This is a genomic window from Parasalinivibrio latis (genome assembly GCF_036825535.1).
Classification (GTDB): Bacteria; Pseudomonadota; Gammaproteobacteria; order Enterobacterales; family Vibrionaceae; genus Parasalinivibrio; species Parasalinivibrio latis.
The window spans coordinates 1655573-1670324 of the sequence record NZ_CP098813.1; the positions used below are offsets into that span (position 1 = coordinate 1655573).

Here is a 14752-nt window from a genome sequence, read left to right on the forward strand (position 1 = left end):
TCTAGATTAGTTAACCGGCTGCCAGCGTTACTGATGCAAAGGTTGGTTCGTTTTCTGCAGCGGAAACCTCTTTTTCGATCATTCCCAGTCGCTCATCCCTTGGCGGAATTCCGAAGTAATCCCGGTAGCATTTACTGAAATGCGGTGTAGAAACAAATCCACATGCAATGGCGACCTCAATAATCTGCAAATTAGTCTGCTTCAACAGCTGTCGAGCCCGGTTTAATCTCAAGTGGAGATAGTAGCGGGACGGGGAACATTTAAGGTGCTTCTGGAAAAGGCGTTCGAGCTGACGACGCGAAAGGTTAACGTATTCTGCCAGCTCATCCATACCAATGGTTTCTTCCAGGTTAGCCTCCATAAGCGTTACCACCTCAAGGAGCTTTGGCTGGGATGTTCCCACTAAACTGCGGAGCGGGATCTTCTGGGCATCTTCACCTTTACGGATCCGTTCGCAGATAAACATTTCAGAAATCGCTGCGCTTAACTTGTTACCGTGTTGGCGGGCGACAAGTGTCAGCATCATGTCCATTGGCGCTGTGCCACCGGAACTCGTCATTCGTCTGTCGGTCAGTGTAAAAAGATGGTTGCTGATCTTTACGTTGGGAAAGGCTTCCTGGAATCCGGCAAGGTATTCCCAGTGGATAGAGCAGCAATGGTTGTCCATCAGACCGGCTTTAGCCAGGACATAACTGCCAGTGCAGATACCGCCAAGGCGAACATGATGCCGGTCAAGATTATTCAGCCAGTTAAGCACCTTAGGCGTAGCACTTTTAGTGACACCTATCCCCCCGCACACAATCAGGTTATCGAGGTTGATAGTGGTCGGAATGGCTGAATCAACGCTGACCTTTAGATCATCGCTGGCTGCAACCGGTTCTCCGTCGTCACTGAACGTATGCCATTGGTAAAGCACCTGGCCGGATAACTGGTTGGCCATTCGCAGCACTTCAACAGCAGACGCCATCGCAATTAAGGTAAACCCTTTAGTGAGAAAGAAACCTACCTGAACAGGTGCTTGCACCGGAGTGTTATTAAGTATGCTCATCGACCATGCTCCCTTACTTGTCGACTGACATGACATCGCTCTCATTACGTCTGAGTGGGTATCGAAACACTCTGGCGTAATGACCCTCACAGGAGTCTGCTTTTTACAGATCTGTTTACCTGCTTTTATAGAGCCAGACCGGTGAAATGATAATTCCATTTTATCTCTGCAAATTCACCGGCTGTTTATTGCGATTCTGCAAGACAGAATTCAGTTATTTATCTGTTTAATGAATGTAAACTAAACGTAATCATTAAATCGAAAAATATCTTCTAACCACAACAAAATCTGTGAAGAAAGTAGGGTATTTCTCGAATGTCTTAATATTGAGATTAGGCGTAAGTGATTGAATGTTTTTATTATGTTTAGAGCACTAAATATATATGACTGTATGAATTCAGCATCTTATAAGCACTTTCAATGTGTGTGATAGGAATAATACTAAGAACACCGTGGATTATGTTTCGGTAATGCGGCAGCTTTTGACAGCAAAGCGTCTTAAATTGATAAATCAGAGTCTTTGTCAGCTAAACCGGAGGGTTGTGTAAAAAGCTAATATAATGTTAAAAATCAAGGAAGAGTGGGTAATGACAGTCAACGTAAACCAGCCAGAGACTATAGGACTCAGTGATACAGAGCTTCCTGTAGTAAATGATATTCTTCATTCTTTTCAGGATATTGACGGTGCATTGCTGCCGGTTCTTCACGCCATCCAGGATGCACTAACCTATATTCCCAAAGCTTCCGTTCCCGTTATTGCGAGAGCGTTGAGCCTTTCAGATGCCGACGTACACGGTGTCATCACTTTTTACCACGATTTTAAACAAGAGAAGCCTGGTAAAAACACCATCCAGATTTGCCGTGCCGAAGCATGCCAGGCTATGGGCTCCCGACAACTGGAGATTCATGCCAAAGCAAAGCTTGGTCTGGACTGGCATGAAACAACGGCTGACAGAAATTTCACTTTGGAGCCGGTTTACTGCCTAGGGAATTGTTCCTGTGCACCATCAGTAAAAATCAACGACAACATTTTGGCTGATATGACTGGTGAAAAACTGGATGAACAGATTGAAGCTCTTTCGTTGCCGACTATCGAGGTAAAAGAAGTATGAAGATCTATATTCCCCTCGATACTACTGCGGTTGCAAAAGGCGCAGACAGGGTAGCAACGGCTTGTGACAGCGCAATTGACAGTACCGGGATAGATGCACTCATTGTCCGCAATGGGTCCCATGGCCTTTTCTGGCTTGAACCCTTGCTTGAAATCGAATCTGACGAAGGTCGTTTTGCTTTTGGACCGGTTTCTGAAGAAGATGCCATTGAGCTGGTTTTGACCCTCGCTGCCGGAGGAGAAATGGCTGATCACCCTAAATACCTAGGGGAAACTGCCGAAATTCCTTACCTTAAAGAGCAACAGCGTCTGACATTTGAACGCGTTGGGTATGTTGATCCGCTCGATCTCGATGACTACGAACAGAGAGGCGGCTTAGCCGGCCTCAAAAAAGCCCTGCATATGACTCCGGAAGAGATCGTAGAGGAAGTGACTGATTCCGGATTGCGCGGACGTGGTGGTGCGGCTTTCCCGACTGGAATTAAATGGAAAACGACGCTTCACCAGCCTTCAGAAACCAAGTACATCATATGTAATGCCGACGAAGGTGATTCAGGAACATTTGCTGACAGGATGCTGATGGAGGGGGATCCTTTCACGTTGATTGAAGGCATGGTGATTGCGGGCCTCGCAACAGGTGCGACATATGGGTACATCTACACCCGCTCAGAATATCCGGTTGCATGCAAAGTTTTCCGGGAAGCAATCCGTTTAGCCAATGACGCCGGATTGCTTGGTGATAACGTCCTGGGTTCAAGAAAGACCTTCCAGATTGAATTCCGGATGGGCGCGGGCGCGTATATCTGCGGCGAAGAGACGTCCTTGATGGAAAGCATTGAAGGGAAGCGGGGGCTGGTGCGCAGCAAACCGCCGATTCCTGCTATTGAAGGGCTTTTTGGCCAACCTACGGTGGTTAACAACGTCATATCGCTGGCGTCTGTTCCTATCATTCTTGCTAAGGGCGCTGCCTACTACCGGGATTACGGGCTCGGCCGCTCCCGTGGCACCATTCCCGTCCAGCTGGCCGGCAACATTAAACAGGGCGGGCTGGTGGAAATAGCCTTCGGCACAACGCTTCGGGAACTAATCTACAAATACGGGGGAGGCAGCCGCAGCGGCAGGCAGTTGGTTGCAGCTCAGGTGGGTGGCCCCTTGGGAGCATATATACCGGAACATGAATGGGATATTGAACTGGATTATGAAGCCTTTGCTGAAGTGAAGGCGGTGGTTGGGCATGGTGGCGTGGTCGTATTCGACGATCAGGTTGATATGTCTGAGATGGCACGATTCTCAATGGAATTCTGCGCGGTTGAATCCTGCGGGAAATGTACCCCATGTCGCATTGGGGCCGTCCGCGGAATGGAAGTGATTGATGCACTCAAATCAGCCCAGGACAAAGAATCGGCCCTTAACTTATTACACGACCTTTGCGACACCATGGAAGAAGGGTCGCTGTGTGCAATGGGAGGAATGACACCTTTCCCGGTACGCAGCATCGTCAAGCATTTCCCTGAATCCTTTGGCTTGCCCGCAAACAGCGAAGCCGGTGGCAAGGAGAATTAAGATGGTTGAATATTTCACCCCGGAAAAGGATATAGATTACGGTACCCCAGACAAAACCCGGGGTGCGACACCGTCAACGCAGATGGTTGAACTCACCATCGACGGCTGGCCGGTCAAGGTGCCGGAAGGTACCTCTGTAATGAGGGCTGCAGCCACGGTTAATGTCCGCATTCCTAAGCTCTGCGCCACAGACAGCCTTGATGCTTTTGGCTCCTGCCGCCTTTGCGCTGTCGAAGTTGAGGGTATGAGAGGAAAGCCGGCCTCCTGCACCACACCGGTAGCCCCCGGTATGGTAGTGAAAACGCAGAGTGAAGGCGTGCAAAGGTTACGTCGTAACGTTATGGAGCTCTATATCTCAGACCACCCACTGGATTGCTTAACGTGCCCTGCAAACGGCGATTGTGAGTTACAGGATATGGCCGGGGAAGTCGGGCTTCGAGAAGTAAGATATGGGTTCGATGGAGAGAACCACCTTGATTTGCCCAAAGACCAGTCAAACCCGTATTTCACCTTCGACAGTAGCAAGTGCATCGTGTGTTCCCGATGTGTCCGCGCCTGTTCGGAGATCCAGGGACAGTTTGCCCTGACAATAGAGGGAAGCGGTTTTGGTTCCCGTGTTTCTGTAGGTTCTGCCGACAACTTCATGGAATCAGACTGTGTTTCCTGCGGAGCGTGTGTACAGGCGTGCCCGACAGCAACGCTCACTGAAAACAGTGTTATTGAAAAAGGCTTACCTACAAGTTACAAGGTCACAACTTGTGCATATTGCGGGGTTGGCTGCTCATTCCGGGCAGAGATGAAAGGAGACCAACTGGTACGCATGGTGCCTAACAAACATGGCGCTGCGAACCAGGGGCATTCGTGTGTTAAAGGCCGGTTTGCATTTGGCTATGCTACCCATAAAGACCGCATCACTGAGCCGATGATTCGTGACAGCATCAATGAGCCGTGGCGCACGGTGAACTGGGATGAAGCTATTTCATTTGCGGCAGGCAAGCTAAAGAGCGTTTTGGAAAAGCACGGGCCGGACAGTGTTGGTGGCATCACCTCAAGCCGGTGTACCAATGAAGAAACCTACCTGGTCCAGAAGTTTGTCCGTGCTGCATTGGGAACCAATAACGTTGATACCTGTGCGCGGGTTTGTCATTCGCCAACCGGGTACGGTCTCAAAACCACCCTCGGTGAATCAGCGGGCACGCAATCATTTGAGTCTATTGAACACACTGACGTGGTTATCGTGATAGGCGCCAACCCGACAGACGGCCACCCGGTGTTCGGCTCTCAATTGAAGCGCCGGATTCGCCAGGGGGCGCACCTTATCGTTATTGACCCGAGAATAATTGACATTGTTGATGGCCCGCACGTTAAAGCCGATTTCCACCTGAAATTGCGGCCGGGAACCAATGTCGCCGTGATGAATGCGCTGGCCTACGTGATTGTCGAAGAAGGTTTGGAAGACGAGTCTTACATTAAGGCCCGTTGTAACGACAGTGAATACGCCAAATGGCGCGCATTTATTACTGACCCTAAACACAGCCCGGAAGCCATTCAAGAAGAAACCGGCGTTGATGCCCAGGATATCCGCGGGGCTGCCCGTTTATTTGCCACCCAACGAAACGGGTCGATTTATTATGGCCTGGGTGTCACTGAACACAGCCAGGGTTCATCGACCGTGATGTCAATTGCCAACCTGGCAATGTTGACTGGAAATATTGGCCGTGAAGGTGTGGGTGTGAACCCATTACGCGGGCAGAACAACGTCCAGGGGTCTTGTGACATGGGTTCATTCCCGCATGAATTCCCGGGTTATCGCCATGTTTCAGACGACAGTGTACGGAGTATGTTTGAGTCAGAGTGGGGTGTGCCGCTGGACAACGAACCGGGGTTGCGGATCCCGAATATGTTCAGCTCTGCCATTGCCGGTAAATTCAAGGCACTCTATTGCCAGGGTGAAGATATTGCCCAGTCAGACCCCAACACACAACATGTTGAAGCGGCTCTGACCTCACTGGATTGCCTGATCATCCAGGACATCTTCCTGAATGAAACAGCGAAGTATGCGCATGTATTCCTTCCCGGGTCTTCCTTTCTGGAGAAAGACGGAACCTTCACCAATGCAGAACGGCGCATTTCACCGGTTCGCAAGGTTATGACGCCGCTCTCGGGCAAAGCCGACTGGGAAGTAACCAAAGCGCTGTCTGATGCGATGGGTTATCCGATGCCTTATGAGCATCCATCTGAAATAATGGATGAAATTGCCCGTCTTACGCCGACTTTCCATGGCGTTAGCTATGAAAAAATTGCCCGATTCGGTTCATTGCAGTGGCCATGTAACGATGAAGCGCCGCTCGGTACGCCCACGATGCATATCGACCACTTTGTCAAAGGGGAAGGAAGCTTCGTAGTAACGGAATATGTTCCGACATCCGAGCGCGCCAACAGACGTTACCCTTTACTCCTGACCACCGGGAGAATCCTGACCCAATACAACGTTGGCGCCCAGACCCGTCGCACCGACAATGTTTTGTGGCATAAGGAAGATGTGCTTGAATTGCACCCACACGATGCGGAAGAACGCGGTATCAAAGAAGGCGACTGGGTGAAAATCACCAGCCGCGCAGGTGAAACACAGTTACCGGTTCAAATCAGCACCCGTATGCAACCAGGCGTGGTTTACACCACTTTCCACCACCCATTTTCCGGTACCAATGTGGTTACCACTGATAATTCGGACTGGGCGACAAACTGTCCGGAATACAAAGTTACCGCGGTACAGGTGACAAAAACCGAGAAAAAGTCAGGATGGCAGGATAAATACCACGCATTCCATAATGAACAGATAGGGCACTTGAATCAGGCTAAAGGAGAATAACCGATGGAAGAAGATCACGCCCAACACACTGACCAGTTGTTCTCCATGGCCAACCAGATAGCCGACAACCTGCGTCATGGACGGACGGAAGAAGAGACAATTGACAGTGTTGCCCTGCATATCAGGAAATTCTGGTCCCGCTCCATGAAAGAATCGCTGTGTGAAGAAGGATTGGAAGGGGATTCCCTGAACCCGATAGCCCGAAGTGCTGCGGGCATTTTGGCTGAGGATTACAGCGACAGGTGATTGCCTGTCAAATTAGCGATAAATTCCTTCGACTAAAAACCAGCATAAGAAAGCCCGGCTTAGAAACAAGTCGGGCTTTTGCTTTTCAGAAAAGAGATGCTCTTCAAAAAAGACCGTTTTATGCGCCTATCACGCCGCCGTCTTCGCGGGTAATCACCATTACTGACGACCGAGGAATGGAATCACCACCTCCTGGGAAATGGGAAGGCTTAAGGCCCTCGCCCGGATGTTGAATACCTATAAACATGGTCTTCTGGTCGGGGCTGAAAGTCAGGCCGGTGATTTCACAGGCGATAGGGCCAGTGAGGAAGCGCTGAATTTCGCCGGTTTTTGGATCAGAACACAACATCTGGTTGTTGCCCATACTGGCAAAGTTATCCTTGTTGGAGTAATTACCGTCGGTCTGGATCCAGAGACGGCCTGCTTTATCAAAGCCAATACCGTCAGGGCTGTTGAACATGTTTTCTTTGTTAATGTTCGGCGTACCTGCCATCAGGCCGTCCGGATGGACTTCAGGGTTACCAGCCATCACATAGATATCCCACTTGAAGGTATCCGCCGTGTGGTCACCACCTGCCGGTGTCCAACGGATAATATGCCCGTATGGGTTTTTGGTACGAGGGTTAGCCGGGTTCAGAGGTTGTGATTCTCTTACGCCACGATACTTGTTGTTGGTCAGCGTACAGAAGACATGTTCGTTCCCAGGATGAACAGCAACCCACTCAGGGCGGTCCATGGTAGTTGCGCCTACCAGGGTTGCCGCTTCACGGGCAAAAATCATCACAGAAGCCGCATCCGGGAAACCATTTTCAGGAGTCAGGCCATTTTTGCCCCAGCTCAGTTCCAGCCACTTGCCAGTGCCATCCAGTTCGCCTTCAGTACCATCAAATTTAGCTACATAAAGCGTACCTTCTTCAAGCAGGTCACGGTTCGCAGCCTGGTTGTCCGGGTTGTAATTGCCTTTGGAAACGAACTTGTAAAGGTGCTCTCCGCGCTCGTCGTCACCAAGGTAAACCACAACGTGGCCGTTGTTGTTTACAGTCAGGGCGGCATTCTCATGCTTGAAGCGGCCAAGGGCACTGCGCTTTTTCGGTGTGGAAGTAGGATCCATCGGATCAATTTCAACCACCCAGCCAAAGCGGTGGGCTTCGTTTCGTTCATGCGCAAGGTCAAAGCGTTTGTCATGCTTAAACCAATCGTAGCCCCAGTCTTTCTCTTTGATGCCGTAACGCTTATCGGTCTTTGAAAGCTCCACAGGAGATGTAGCAGCGAAGTAACCGTTGAAGTTTTCTTCACAGGTCAGGTAGGTGCCCCACGGCGTTTGGCCATTAGCACAGTTGTTGTAGGTACCGAGAATTTTCTTACCGGTGCTGTCTGCTTTGGTTTTCAACAGGTCATGTCCGGCAGCCGGGCCAGTCATTTCCATCTCAGTGAATGCGGTGATACGGCGGTTCAGTTTACCGTCCAGGTTAACCTGCCATTTGCCGTCTTTCTTTTCCAATTCAACGATTGACACACCGTGAGCTGCCTGGGACTTGCGAGCATCATCAGCTGTAATGGATTTACCCTGGTGAGGATAAAGGTATTCATTGTTGGTGTATTCGTTGTTTACTGCCAGTACTGCACGGTTTTCGGAGAGCGGGAAGAAGGTCATCCCATCGTTATTGTCTCCAAACTGACGTTCCTGAGCTGCAGAGTTGCTTGCTTGCGAAAACGCCGGGGCGTTGCGGAAAATTGGGTCACCCCATGAGATCAGGATGTCAGCGTTGTAGCCGGCTGGAACATGAATTGTGTCATCGGTAGAAGCGGAAATCGCCTTAAAACCAATCAGTTTGCTGTCCATTGCACCTGCAACAGCCTGAGCGACCGGGTTCGCAGCAAAGAAAGCCGCAGTACCGGCAGTTCCCGCACCACGTAAGAAACCACGACGGCTGACAGCAGCATCAATAAAACGGTTAAATTCTGGTTCTGCGTCGAGTGGACGCTGGTCTTCATGTTTGCTCACAATTACTTCCTTTTAATGTTTATAAGAATCCCGTTTACCGGATTTCGATGTTTAACAGCTGTCATCGCCGCTTTTGTCTGAAAACCTATAAAAACGAAAGGACTCTTGGATCGAATATCCATAATCAGAGAAATCTTGAGATTTCAACATGACAACGATATGAAAGGTTGGTGACGCAACCTTTACGGTTCAAGAAAAGACAACTTCTCGCCACTAAGTCGTAAAAAAACTGGGACTGGGTCGTTTTTAAATAATTACCCACACGAAAAAAACGCCATTATTCGAACCATAACAAGAGCTTTGTGTAAGCCCTCTCGGGCTGGACAAAAAAGGCGACCACCCTGTGTGGTTTGGGAATGGTGTACATAACGTAAGAGATGAGCGATGAGCAAGGTGCATGTAAAAAACATTGATAGCGCGCCGATTAACAGGGAAGACGTAACCAAAATGCTTAAGGAGCGTCTCCCGGACTATTCGCTGGAACAACCTTTCTATAACGATCCGGACCTTTTCCGTATCGATATGGAAGAAATATTCGCCAAGGAATGGCTTTTTGCTGGCCTGACTTGCGAAATCCCAAAGAAAGGCAATTTCGTTACTCTGGACATTGGCGCCAATCCGGTAACCATTGTTCGTGGTGAAAATGGCGAAGTTAATGCCTTTCACAATGTATGTCGCCACCGTGGCTCAAAGATTTGCCTCAAGCACCGGGGCAAAACAGCAAAACTGGTGTGTCCTTATCACCAGTGGACTTATGAGCTTGACGGAAGCCTGGTTTATGCCGGTTTGGAAATGGGCGATGACTTCGACAAGAAGAAATTCCCAATGAAGAAAATTCACTGCCGCACAGCCGGTGGTTACATCTTCATTTCGCTGGCGGACAACCCTCCACCTATTGATGAGTTCCTGGACGACCTCAGCCATTATCTTGAACCCTACGATCTGGAAAATGCCAAGGTCGCAGTAGAAAGTGTGATGATGGAAAAGGCGAACTGGAAACTGGTAATTGAAAATAACCGTGAGTGTTACCACTGCGAAGGCTCTCACCCGGAACTGCTTGGCTCTTTGCAGGCATGGGATGATACCAACGATCCGATGGCGACACCGGAATTCTTAGCCCAGGTTGCAGAGAAACAAGCTCACTGGGATGAGTGCGAAGTTCCATACGAGCACAAGAGCGCTTACAACAACCGTAACCGTATTGTACGTATGCCTTTGAAAGAAGGTGTACACGCAATGACTATGACAGGTGAGGTTGCCTGTAAGAAGTTGATGGGGCGTATCTCGTCTCCTGATATGGGCTCACTGCGCATTCTGCACCTGCCAAACTCCTGGAACCACGGACAGGGTGATCACCTGATTGCTTTTCAGGTTTTGCCTATCGGCCCACAAGAGTCGAAGGTCATTACCAAATGGCTGGTACACAAAGATGCAGTTGAGGGCGTTGACTACGATCCTGAAAACCTGCGCAAGGTATGGGATGCAACCAACGACCAGGACCGGATCTTGGGTGAAAACAGCCAATTGGGCATTAATTCAATTGGTTATGAGCCGGGCCCATATTCAAAGACGTTTGAATTTGGTGTTATCAACTTCATCAACTGGTATTCCGAGCGAATGCTCGAAAATATCGAAAAAGGTGAATAACGGTAATCTGTTAAACCAAAACCGCAGCCAAGTGCTGCGGTTTTTTGATGTTGAAGTCAGGCTATTCCAACAACGACTGGTAAGAGGGTCGGGCATCGATAAACCGGAAGTGCAGGGCGCTATATACCTCGCGATAAACGGAGTCTATTTCTTCTGGTGATGGAAACCCTTCCGAGAAGCCACTGAGTTCAGCATCTAATGTTATCTCTGAGGCGCGTTGCATGTGGGCGACAAATTGCCGCGGGTCTTCCAATCCCACAGCAATGCGCATTGTACTTGGTGTAATACCTGCATCACGAAGGTTACTGTCTGACATTTCAGAATGGGTTGTCATCGCCGGGCACAGCGCCACCGTATTTGTTTGTCCCAGGCTGACCTGCATACCGATAGCCGGTTCGAGAAGATCATAAAACTGTTTCAGCACAGCCCGGCTTAACGTTTTTCCACGCTCTGTATCGAAATTAATAGTGAATAAAGGAGCGGGCATGGAGAGGTACATCTGGTTTAGCATTTCGACGTTTTCGTTGTCATCCAGTACCGGACAGGAGACGTTGATATCCGGGTGCATGTGGAATATCTGCGCCAGCGTAGTGGTATTGATTGCTTTCTGGAGCATTCGGAGTTCCAGCGTTTTCATCCCATTCAGCACTTCATAGGCTTTGTCTGCATCTAGAAATGCACCCTTTACGTAATACACATTCCAGAAAAGGGTCTGGTTCCAACAGGCTTCCCTGAAGCGCCCATCAGGCCATTTTGTCGTGACACTGTCACCTTTCGGAATGAACATGTCTTCATTCCGTCCGATGACCACACCTGCCGTCGTCGCGCCATTCCCCGCAATATCCTTGGTGTAAGAGTGAATAACAAAGTCAGGACGTTCCATTTCATCGTCACGTTGTAAAACCGGGTAGAGGAACGGAGTTCCTACAGTAGTATCTGCGATTACCCTCCAACCCCGCCGGTGGGCCTCAACACAAATAGCAGGGACATCCAAAATGTAACCATGAGGGTTACAAGGGCTTTCAAGATAAATGTATATCTGCCTTCCTTCTGTAATCCGGTCGGCATAACGGTCAGATGCTGTATCCATCGCCTGAGCGAATTCCTTGCCGGTAAACCCGTCTACCCACTCAACAGCAACGTCCATATTTGCATTGTTGCCATACCAGTCATTCAGTAACTGGAACGTCCCTCCATACACGTTCCGGGAAGCAAGTACGATGTCTCTATGCCCGACAAGATGGCTGAGTGTGGCATCTATCGCTGCCATGCCGGAATTAAAATTCCACGCCAGGTACTCGTTTGCCCGTTTGCCGGCCTCGATGTCCACAATGTGGTTTGCGAGGGCGATAGATGTCGGGTTTAACAGCCGGGAATAGATTTCATGCAGTGGTTCACGGCCTTTAAAGGCATCCTCCACCCATTCTGAACAAGCAAACAGATAGGTGGCGGTACGGGTAATCACCGGGCTTGCTGAAAATAGCGCAGAAACATTGTCAAAAAGGGGATAGGCACCTTTGGCCATGAACTGCCCCTGCTGGGTATTAAGGCTTTGGTAGGTTGCTCGCAACGGGTTTTGCAGGTTGTCCAGCACCTTGGCTAGTTGAAAAGAAATAAATCGTTTAGCGTTAAACCAGGCCAGCCTGTCGTTTCTGTCCAACGATGCCAGTCCATCCATGGTGATCTGCCACAGGTCATGTGTATGCCGGTTGGCTTCATAGAGAGAGATGGCAAGTGAAACCAGTTTATTTCCATATTCACTCTCTGGATCGATGCCAAAGTGCTCGGCCTGTTCCCTTGCAAGCTCCTCTGGTGATTCGAATTTTGATGAATGGCGCTTTGGGCTGAGTTCTTTCATTACGGTACCCTCAAAATCCGGCTGTTAATCAAACACTAGCATATGAATTGAGTCGAAAGCGCGATGGCCGCGTTGAAGTGGTGTAAAGAAAAGCTTACTTGTTGGGAATAAAACTGGTGAAACTGCCGGTTTGTCTTCAATGCGACTTTTTCAGCTATGCAGGTGTCGCATTTGCGAAACCGAAGATCTGCGTTCACAAACACAATCCAATGATTGATGTCGGCCTAATTGGTTGAGGAAAAAGGCGATGAATCCAATGGAAGTGGTGCAAGAGAACAGCGTAAACCCGGTTAACACACAAACCTGGGCTAACGGCCGTCATATGATGCGTTGTGTGAAGGTGATTCAGGAAACCCATGATGTAAAAACCTTCTGCTTTATGAGCCAGACTCCGATCATGTTTTTCTTCAAGCCGGGGCAGTTTGTCACGCTTGAGCTGAACATTGGTGGCGAGCAGGTGATGCGCAGTTATACCATTTCATCGTCCCCTTCAGTCCCATACAGTTTCTCCATTACTGTAAAACGGGTGAAAAACGGTCTGGTGTCCAACTGGCTGCATGACAACATGCGGGTAGATGAAGAATTGGCCGTCCACGGACCGGTAGGTGTATTCAACTGTATCGACTTCCCAACAGAGCGTGCGCTGTTTTTGTCCGGCGGTGTAGGTATTACGCCCGTAATGTCTATGGCACGTTGGTGGTACGACACCAACAGTAATGTGGACATGAAGTTTGTCCACAGCTCCCAAACGCCCAAAGACATCATTTTCCTGAAAGAACTGGAACTGATGAGCTCCCGGATCGACAACTTTGAGCTGAGTATAGTTTGTGAGCGTTACGATATTGGGGAAAGCTGGCACGGCTACCGAGGTTACTTGACCAAGGAGCTTTTGCTTCTTATTGCCCCTGATGCAATGCAGCGTGAAATATATTGCTGCGGCCCCGCACCGTATATGAGAGCCGTGCGAAATATGCTGATGGAACTCGGCTTCGATATGGGCCGCTACCATGAAGAAAGCTTTGGAGAAACACCGCCGGAAGCAATCGAAGAAGCGGAGGAATCAGCAGAACTCGCACAAATCACAGAGGAGCTGGATGTTACCGGCTATGCGGTGGAATTTATTGACGAAGGGATGTCTGTCACCATTACTGAAAGTGAAACCATCCATTCCGCCAGTGCCAAACTCGGCCTGCATATTCCAAAAGCGTGTGGTATGGGGATATGTGGATCCTGCAAGGTTAAACTTGTCTCCGGCCAGGTAAATATGGAGCATAACGGCGGGATTACCGAAGATGATGAAGAAGAAGGTTACATTCTCAGTTGCTGCAGTAAGCCGCTTGGTAATGTTTCTATCGAGATATAAACAAAAAAGTCCGGCAGCAAAGCCGGACTTTTTGATTATGCCGCACGGCGTTGTTTACTCCACGTCGGACAGGAATGCCTCAACGTCTTCCCGGCTAGGAATGGAGGTTTGAGCACCAAAGCGGGTAACCGAAATTGCGGCAGCAGCATTGCCAAACCTGACGGCTTCCTCCATTGATTTTCCTTCCTGCAAAGCAGTGACAAAAGCCCCGTTAAATGTATCCCCGGCTGCAGTTGTATCCGTTGCTGTTACCGGGAAACCACTAATCCTGCGACCATTCCCTTTTTCACTGAGCCAGACACCTTGTTTACCCAGTGTAATCAGAACAGTATCGATCCCTTTTCCATGCAGGGCTTGAGCGGCCTTTGTTGCTGTTGCGTCATCAGTTACCGCAATACCGGTAAGCACCTCGGCTTCTGTTTCGTTAGGCGTAATGATGTCTACCAGTGCCAGGAAATCATCAGTCAGGGGTTGGGCCGGCGCAGGATTCAGGAGAACCTTGGTACCAGCTTCTGAGGCAACTTTAGCCGCTGCGATAACTGTATCGATTGGTGATTCAAGCTGCATAAGCAAGGTGTCAGCCTGCCTGATTTTGGCAAAATGAGGCTGTATTCGTTCAGTTGTCAGGCAAGCATTGGCTTCCGGGGAAATACAGATACTGTTTTCACCAGTTGCTGATACCTGAATCATTGCTATGCCGGTTGGCTTGTCATCATCAATTAACACACCATCGGTGTCCATGCCCATACCGCAAAATGCTTTTCGCATACTGCGGCCGAAATCGTCATTTCCGACACAGGCTATAAAAGCAATATCTGCTTCCATACGCGCAGCAGCGACAGCCTGGTTGGCACCTTTACCGCCGGGAATAATGGAATAACTGTGGCCCTGGAGCGTTTCACCGGGACGAGGGAAGTGGGGAACCTGAAGGACGTGATCGGCATTTACACTGCCAAGAACAACCAACATACTCATGTTTTCCTAAATCTCTTTGAATCAATCTGATTTGGTTTCACTAATATCACGATTCCTTGGAAAA

At 49.3% G+C, this 14752-nt stretch carries 10 protein-coding genes; 6 read left to right on the forward strand and 4 right to left on the reverse strand.

Annotation, left to right across the window (positions count from 1 at the left end):
• Window positions 1-10 precede the first annotated feature (10 nt).
• Complete coding sequence (locus NF212_RS24470) at window positions 11-1048, reverse strand: GlxA family transcriptional regulator (RefSeq protein WP_434361574.1); 1038 nt, start codon at window positions 1046-1048, stop codon at window positions 11-13.
• Between the two features lie 587 nt (window positions 1049-1635).
• Between NF212_RS24470 and NF212_RS24475 the strand changes: the two genes are divergently transcribed.
• The 4 genes from NF212_RS24475 to NF212_RS24490 are packed head-to-tail and all read left to right on the forward strand — an operon-like array spanning window position 1636 to window position 6840.
• A complete protein-coding gene (locus tag NF212_RS24475) occupies window positions 1636-2160 on the forward strand; it encodes a formate dehydrogenase subunit gamma (RefSeq protein WP_434361576.1) in 525 nt (174 codons plus the stop codon).
• On the forward strand, window positions 2157-3722 hold the full coding sequence (locus NF212_RS24480; protein ID WP_434361577.1) for a formate dehydrogenase beta subunit: 1566 nt from the start codon (window positions 2157-2159) through the stop codon (window positions 3720-3722). The genes NF212_RS24475 and NF212_RS24480 overlap by 4 nt, the downstream gene beginning before the upstream one ends.
• 1 nt (window position 3723) lies before the next feature.
• Window positions 3724-6594, forward strand: a complete 2871-nt coding sequence (gene fdhF, locus NF212_RS24485; RefSeq protein ID WP_434361578.1) for a formate dehydrogenase subunit alpha — start codon at window positions 3724-3726, stop codon at window positions 6592-6594.
• A 3-nt stretch (window positions 6595-6597) separates the two neighbouring features.
• The gene (locus NF212_RS24490; RefSeq protein ID WP_434361580.1) at window positions 6598-6840 is read left to right on the forward strand and encodes a formate dehydrogenase subunit delta; all 243 of its coding nucleotides are present in this window, start codon (window positions 6598-6600) and stop codon (window positions 6838-6840) included.
• Window positions 6841-6958: 118 nt separating this feature from the next.
• Here the strand turns inward: NF212_RS24490 and NF212_RS24495 are convergent, their stop codons facing one another.
• Window positions 6959-8845, reverse strand: coding sequence for a PhoX family protein (locus tag NF212_RS24495; protein WP_434361582.1), 1887 nt, complete (start codon window positions 8843-8845; stop codon window positions 6959-6961).
• Between the two features lie 384 nt (window positions 8846-9229).
• On the opposite strand from NF212_RS24495, the gene NF212_RS24500 reads away from it, so the two are divergent.
• The gene (locus tag NF212_RS24500; RefSeq protein ID WP_434361584.1) at window positions 9230-10492 is read left to right on the forward strand and encodes an aromatic ring-hydroxylating oxygenase subunit alpha; all 1263 of its coding nucleotides are present in this window, start codon (window positions 9230-9232) and stop codon (window positions 10490-10492) included.
• Between the two features lie 61 nt (window positions 10493-10553).
• On the opposite strand, the gene NF212_RS24505 is transcribed toward NF212_RS24500, so the two are convergent.
• A complete protein-coding gene (locus NF212_RS24505; protein ID WP_434361586.1) occupies window positions 10554-12350 on the reverse strand; it encodes a PLP-dependent transferase in 1797 nt (598 codons plus the stop codon).
• A gap of 247 nt (window positions 12351-12597) precedes the next feature.
• Between NF212_RS24505 and NF212_RS24510 the strand changes: the two genes are divergently transcribed.
• Window positions 12598-13713: an FAD-binding oxidoreductase gene (locus NF212_RS24510; RefSeq protein WP_434361588.1), complete on the forward strand. Its 1116-nt coding sequence runs from the start codon at window positions 12598-12600 to the stop codon at window positions 13711-13713.
• 54 nt (window positions 13714-13767) lie between these two features.
• On the opposite strand, the gene rbsK is transcribed toward NF212_RS24510, so the two are convergent.
• Entirely contained in the window at window positions 13768-14688 is a 921-nt protein-coding gene (rbsK, locus tag NF212_RS24515) for a ribokinase (RefSeq protein ID WP_434361589.1), read from the reverse strand.
• Window positions 14689-14752 lie beyond the last annotated feature (64 nt).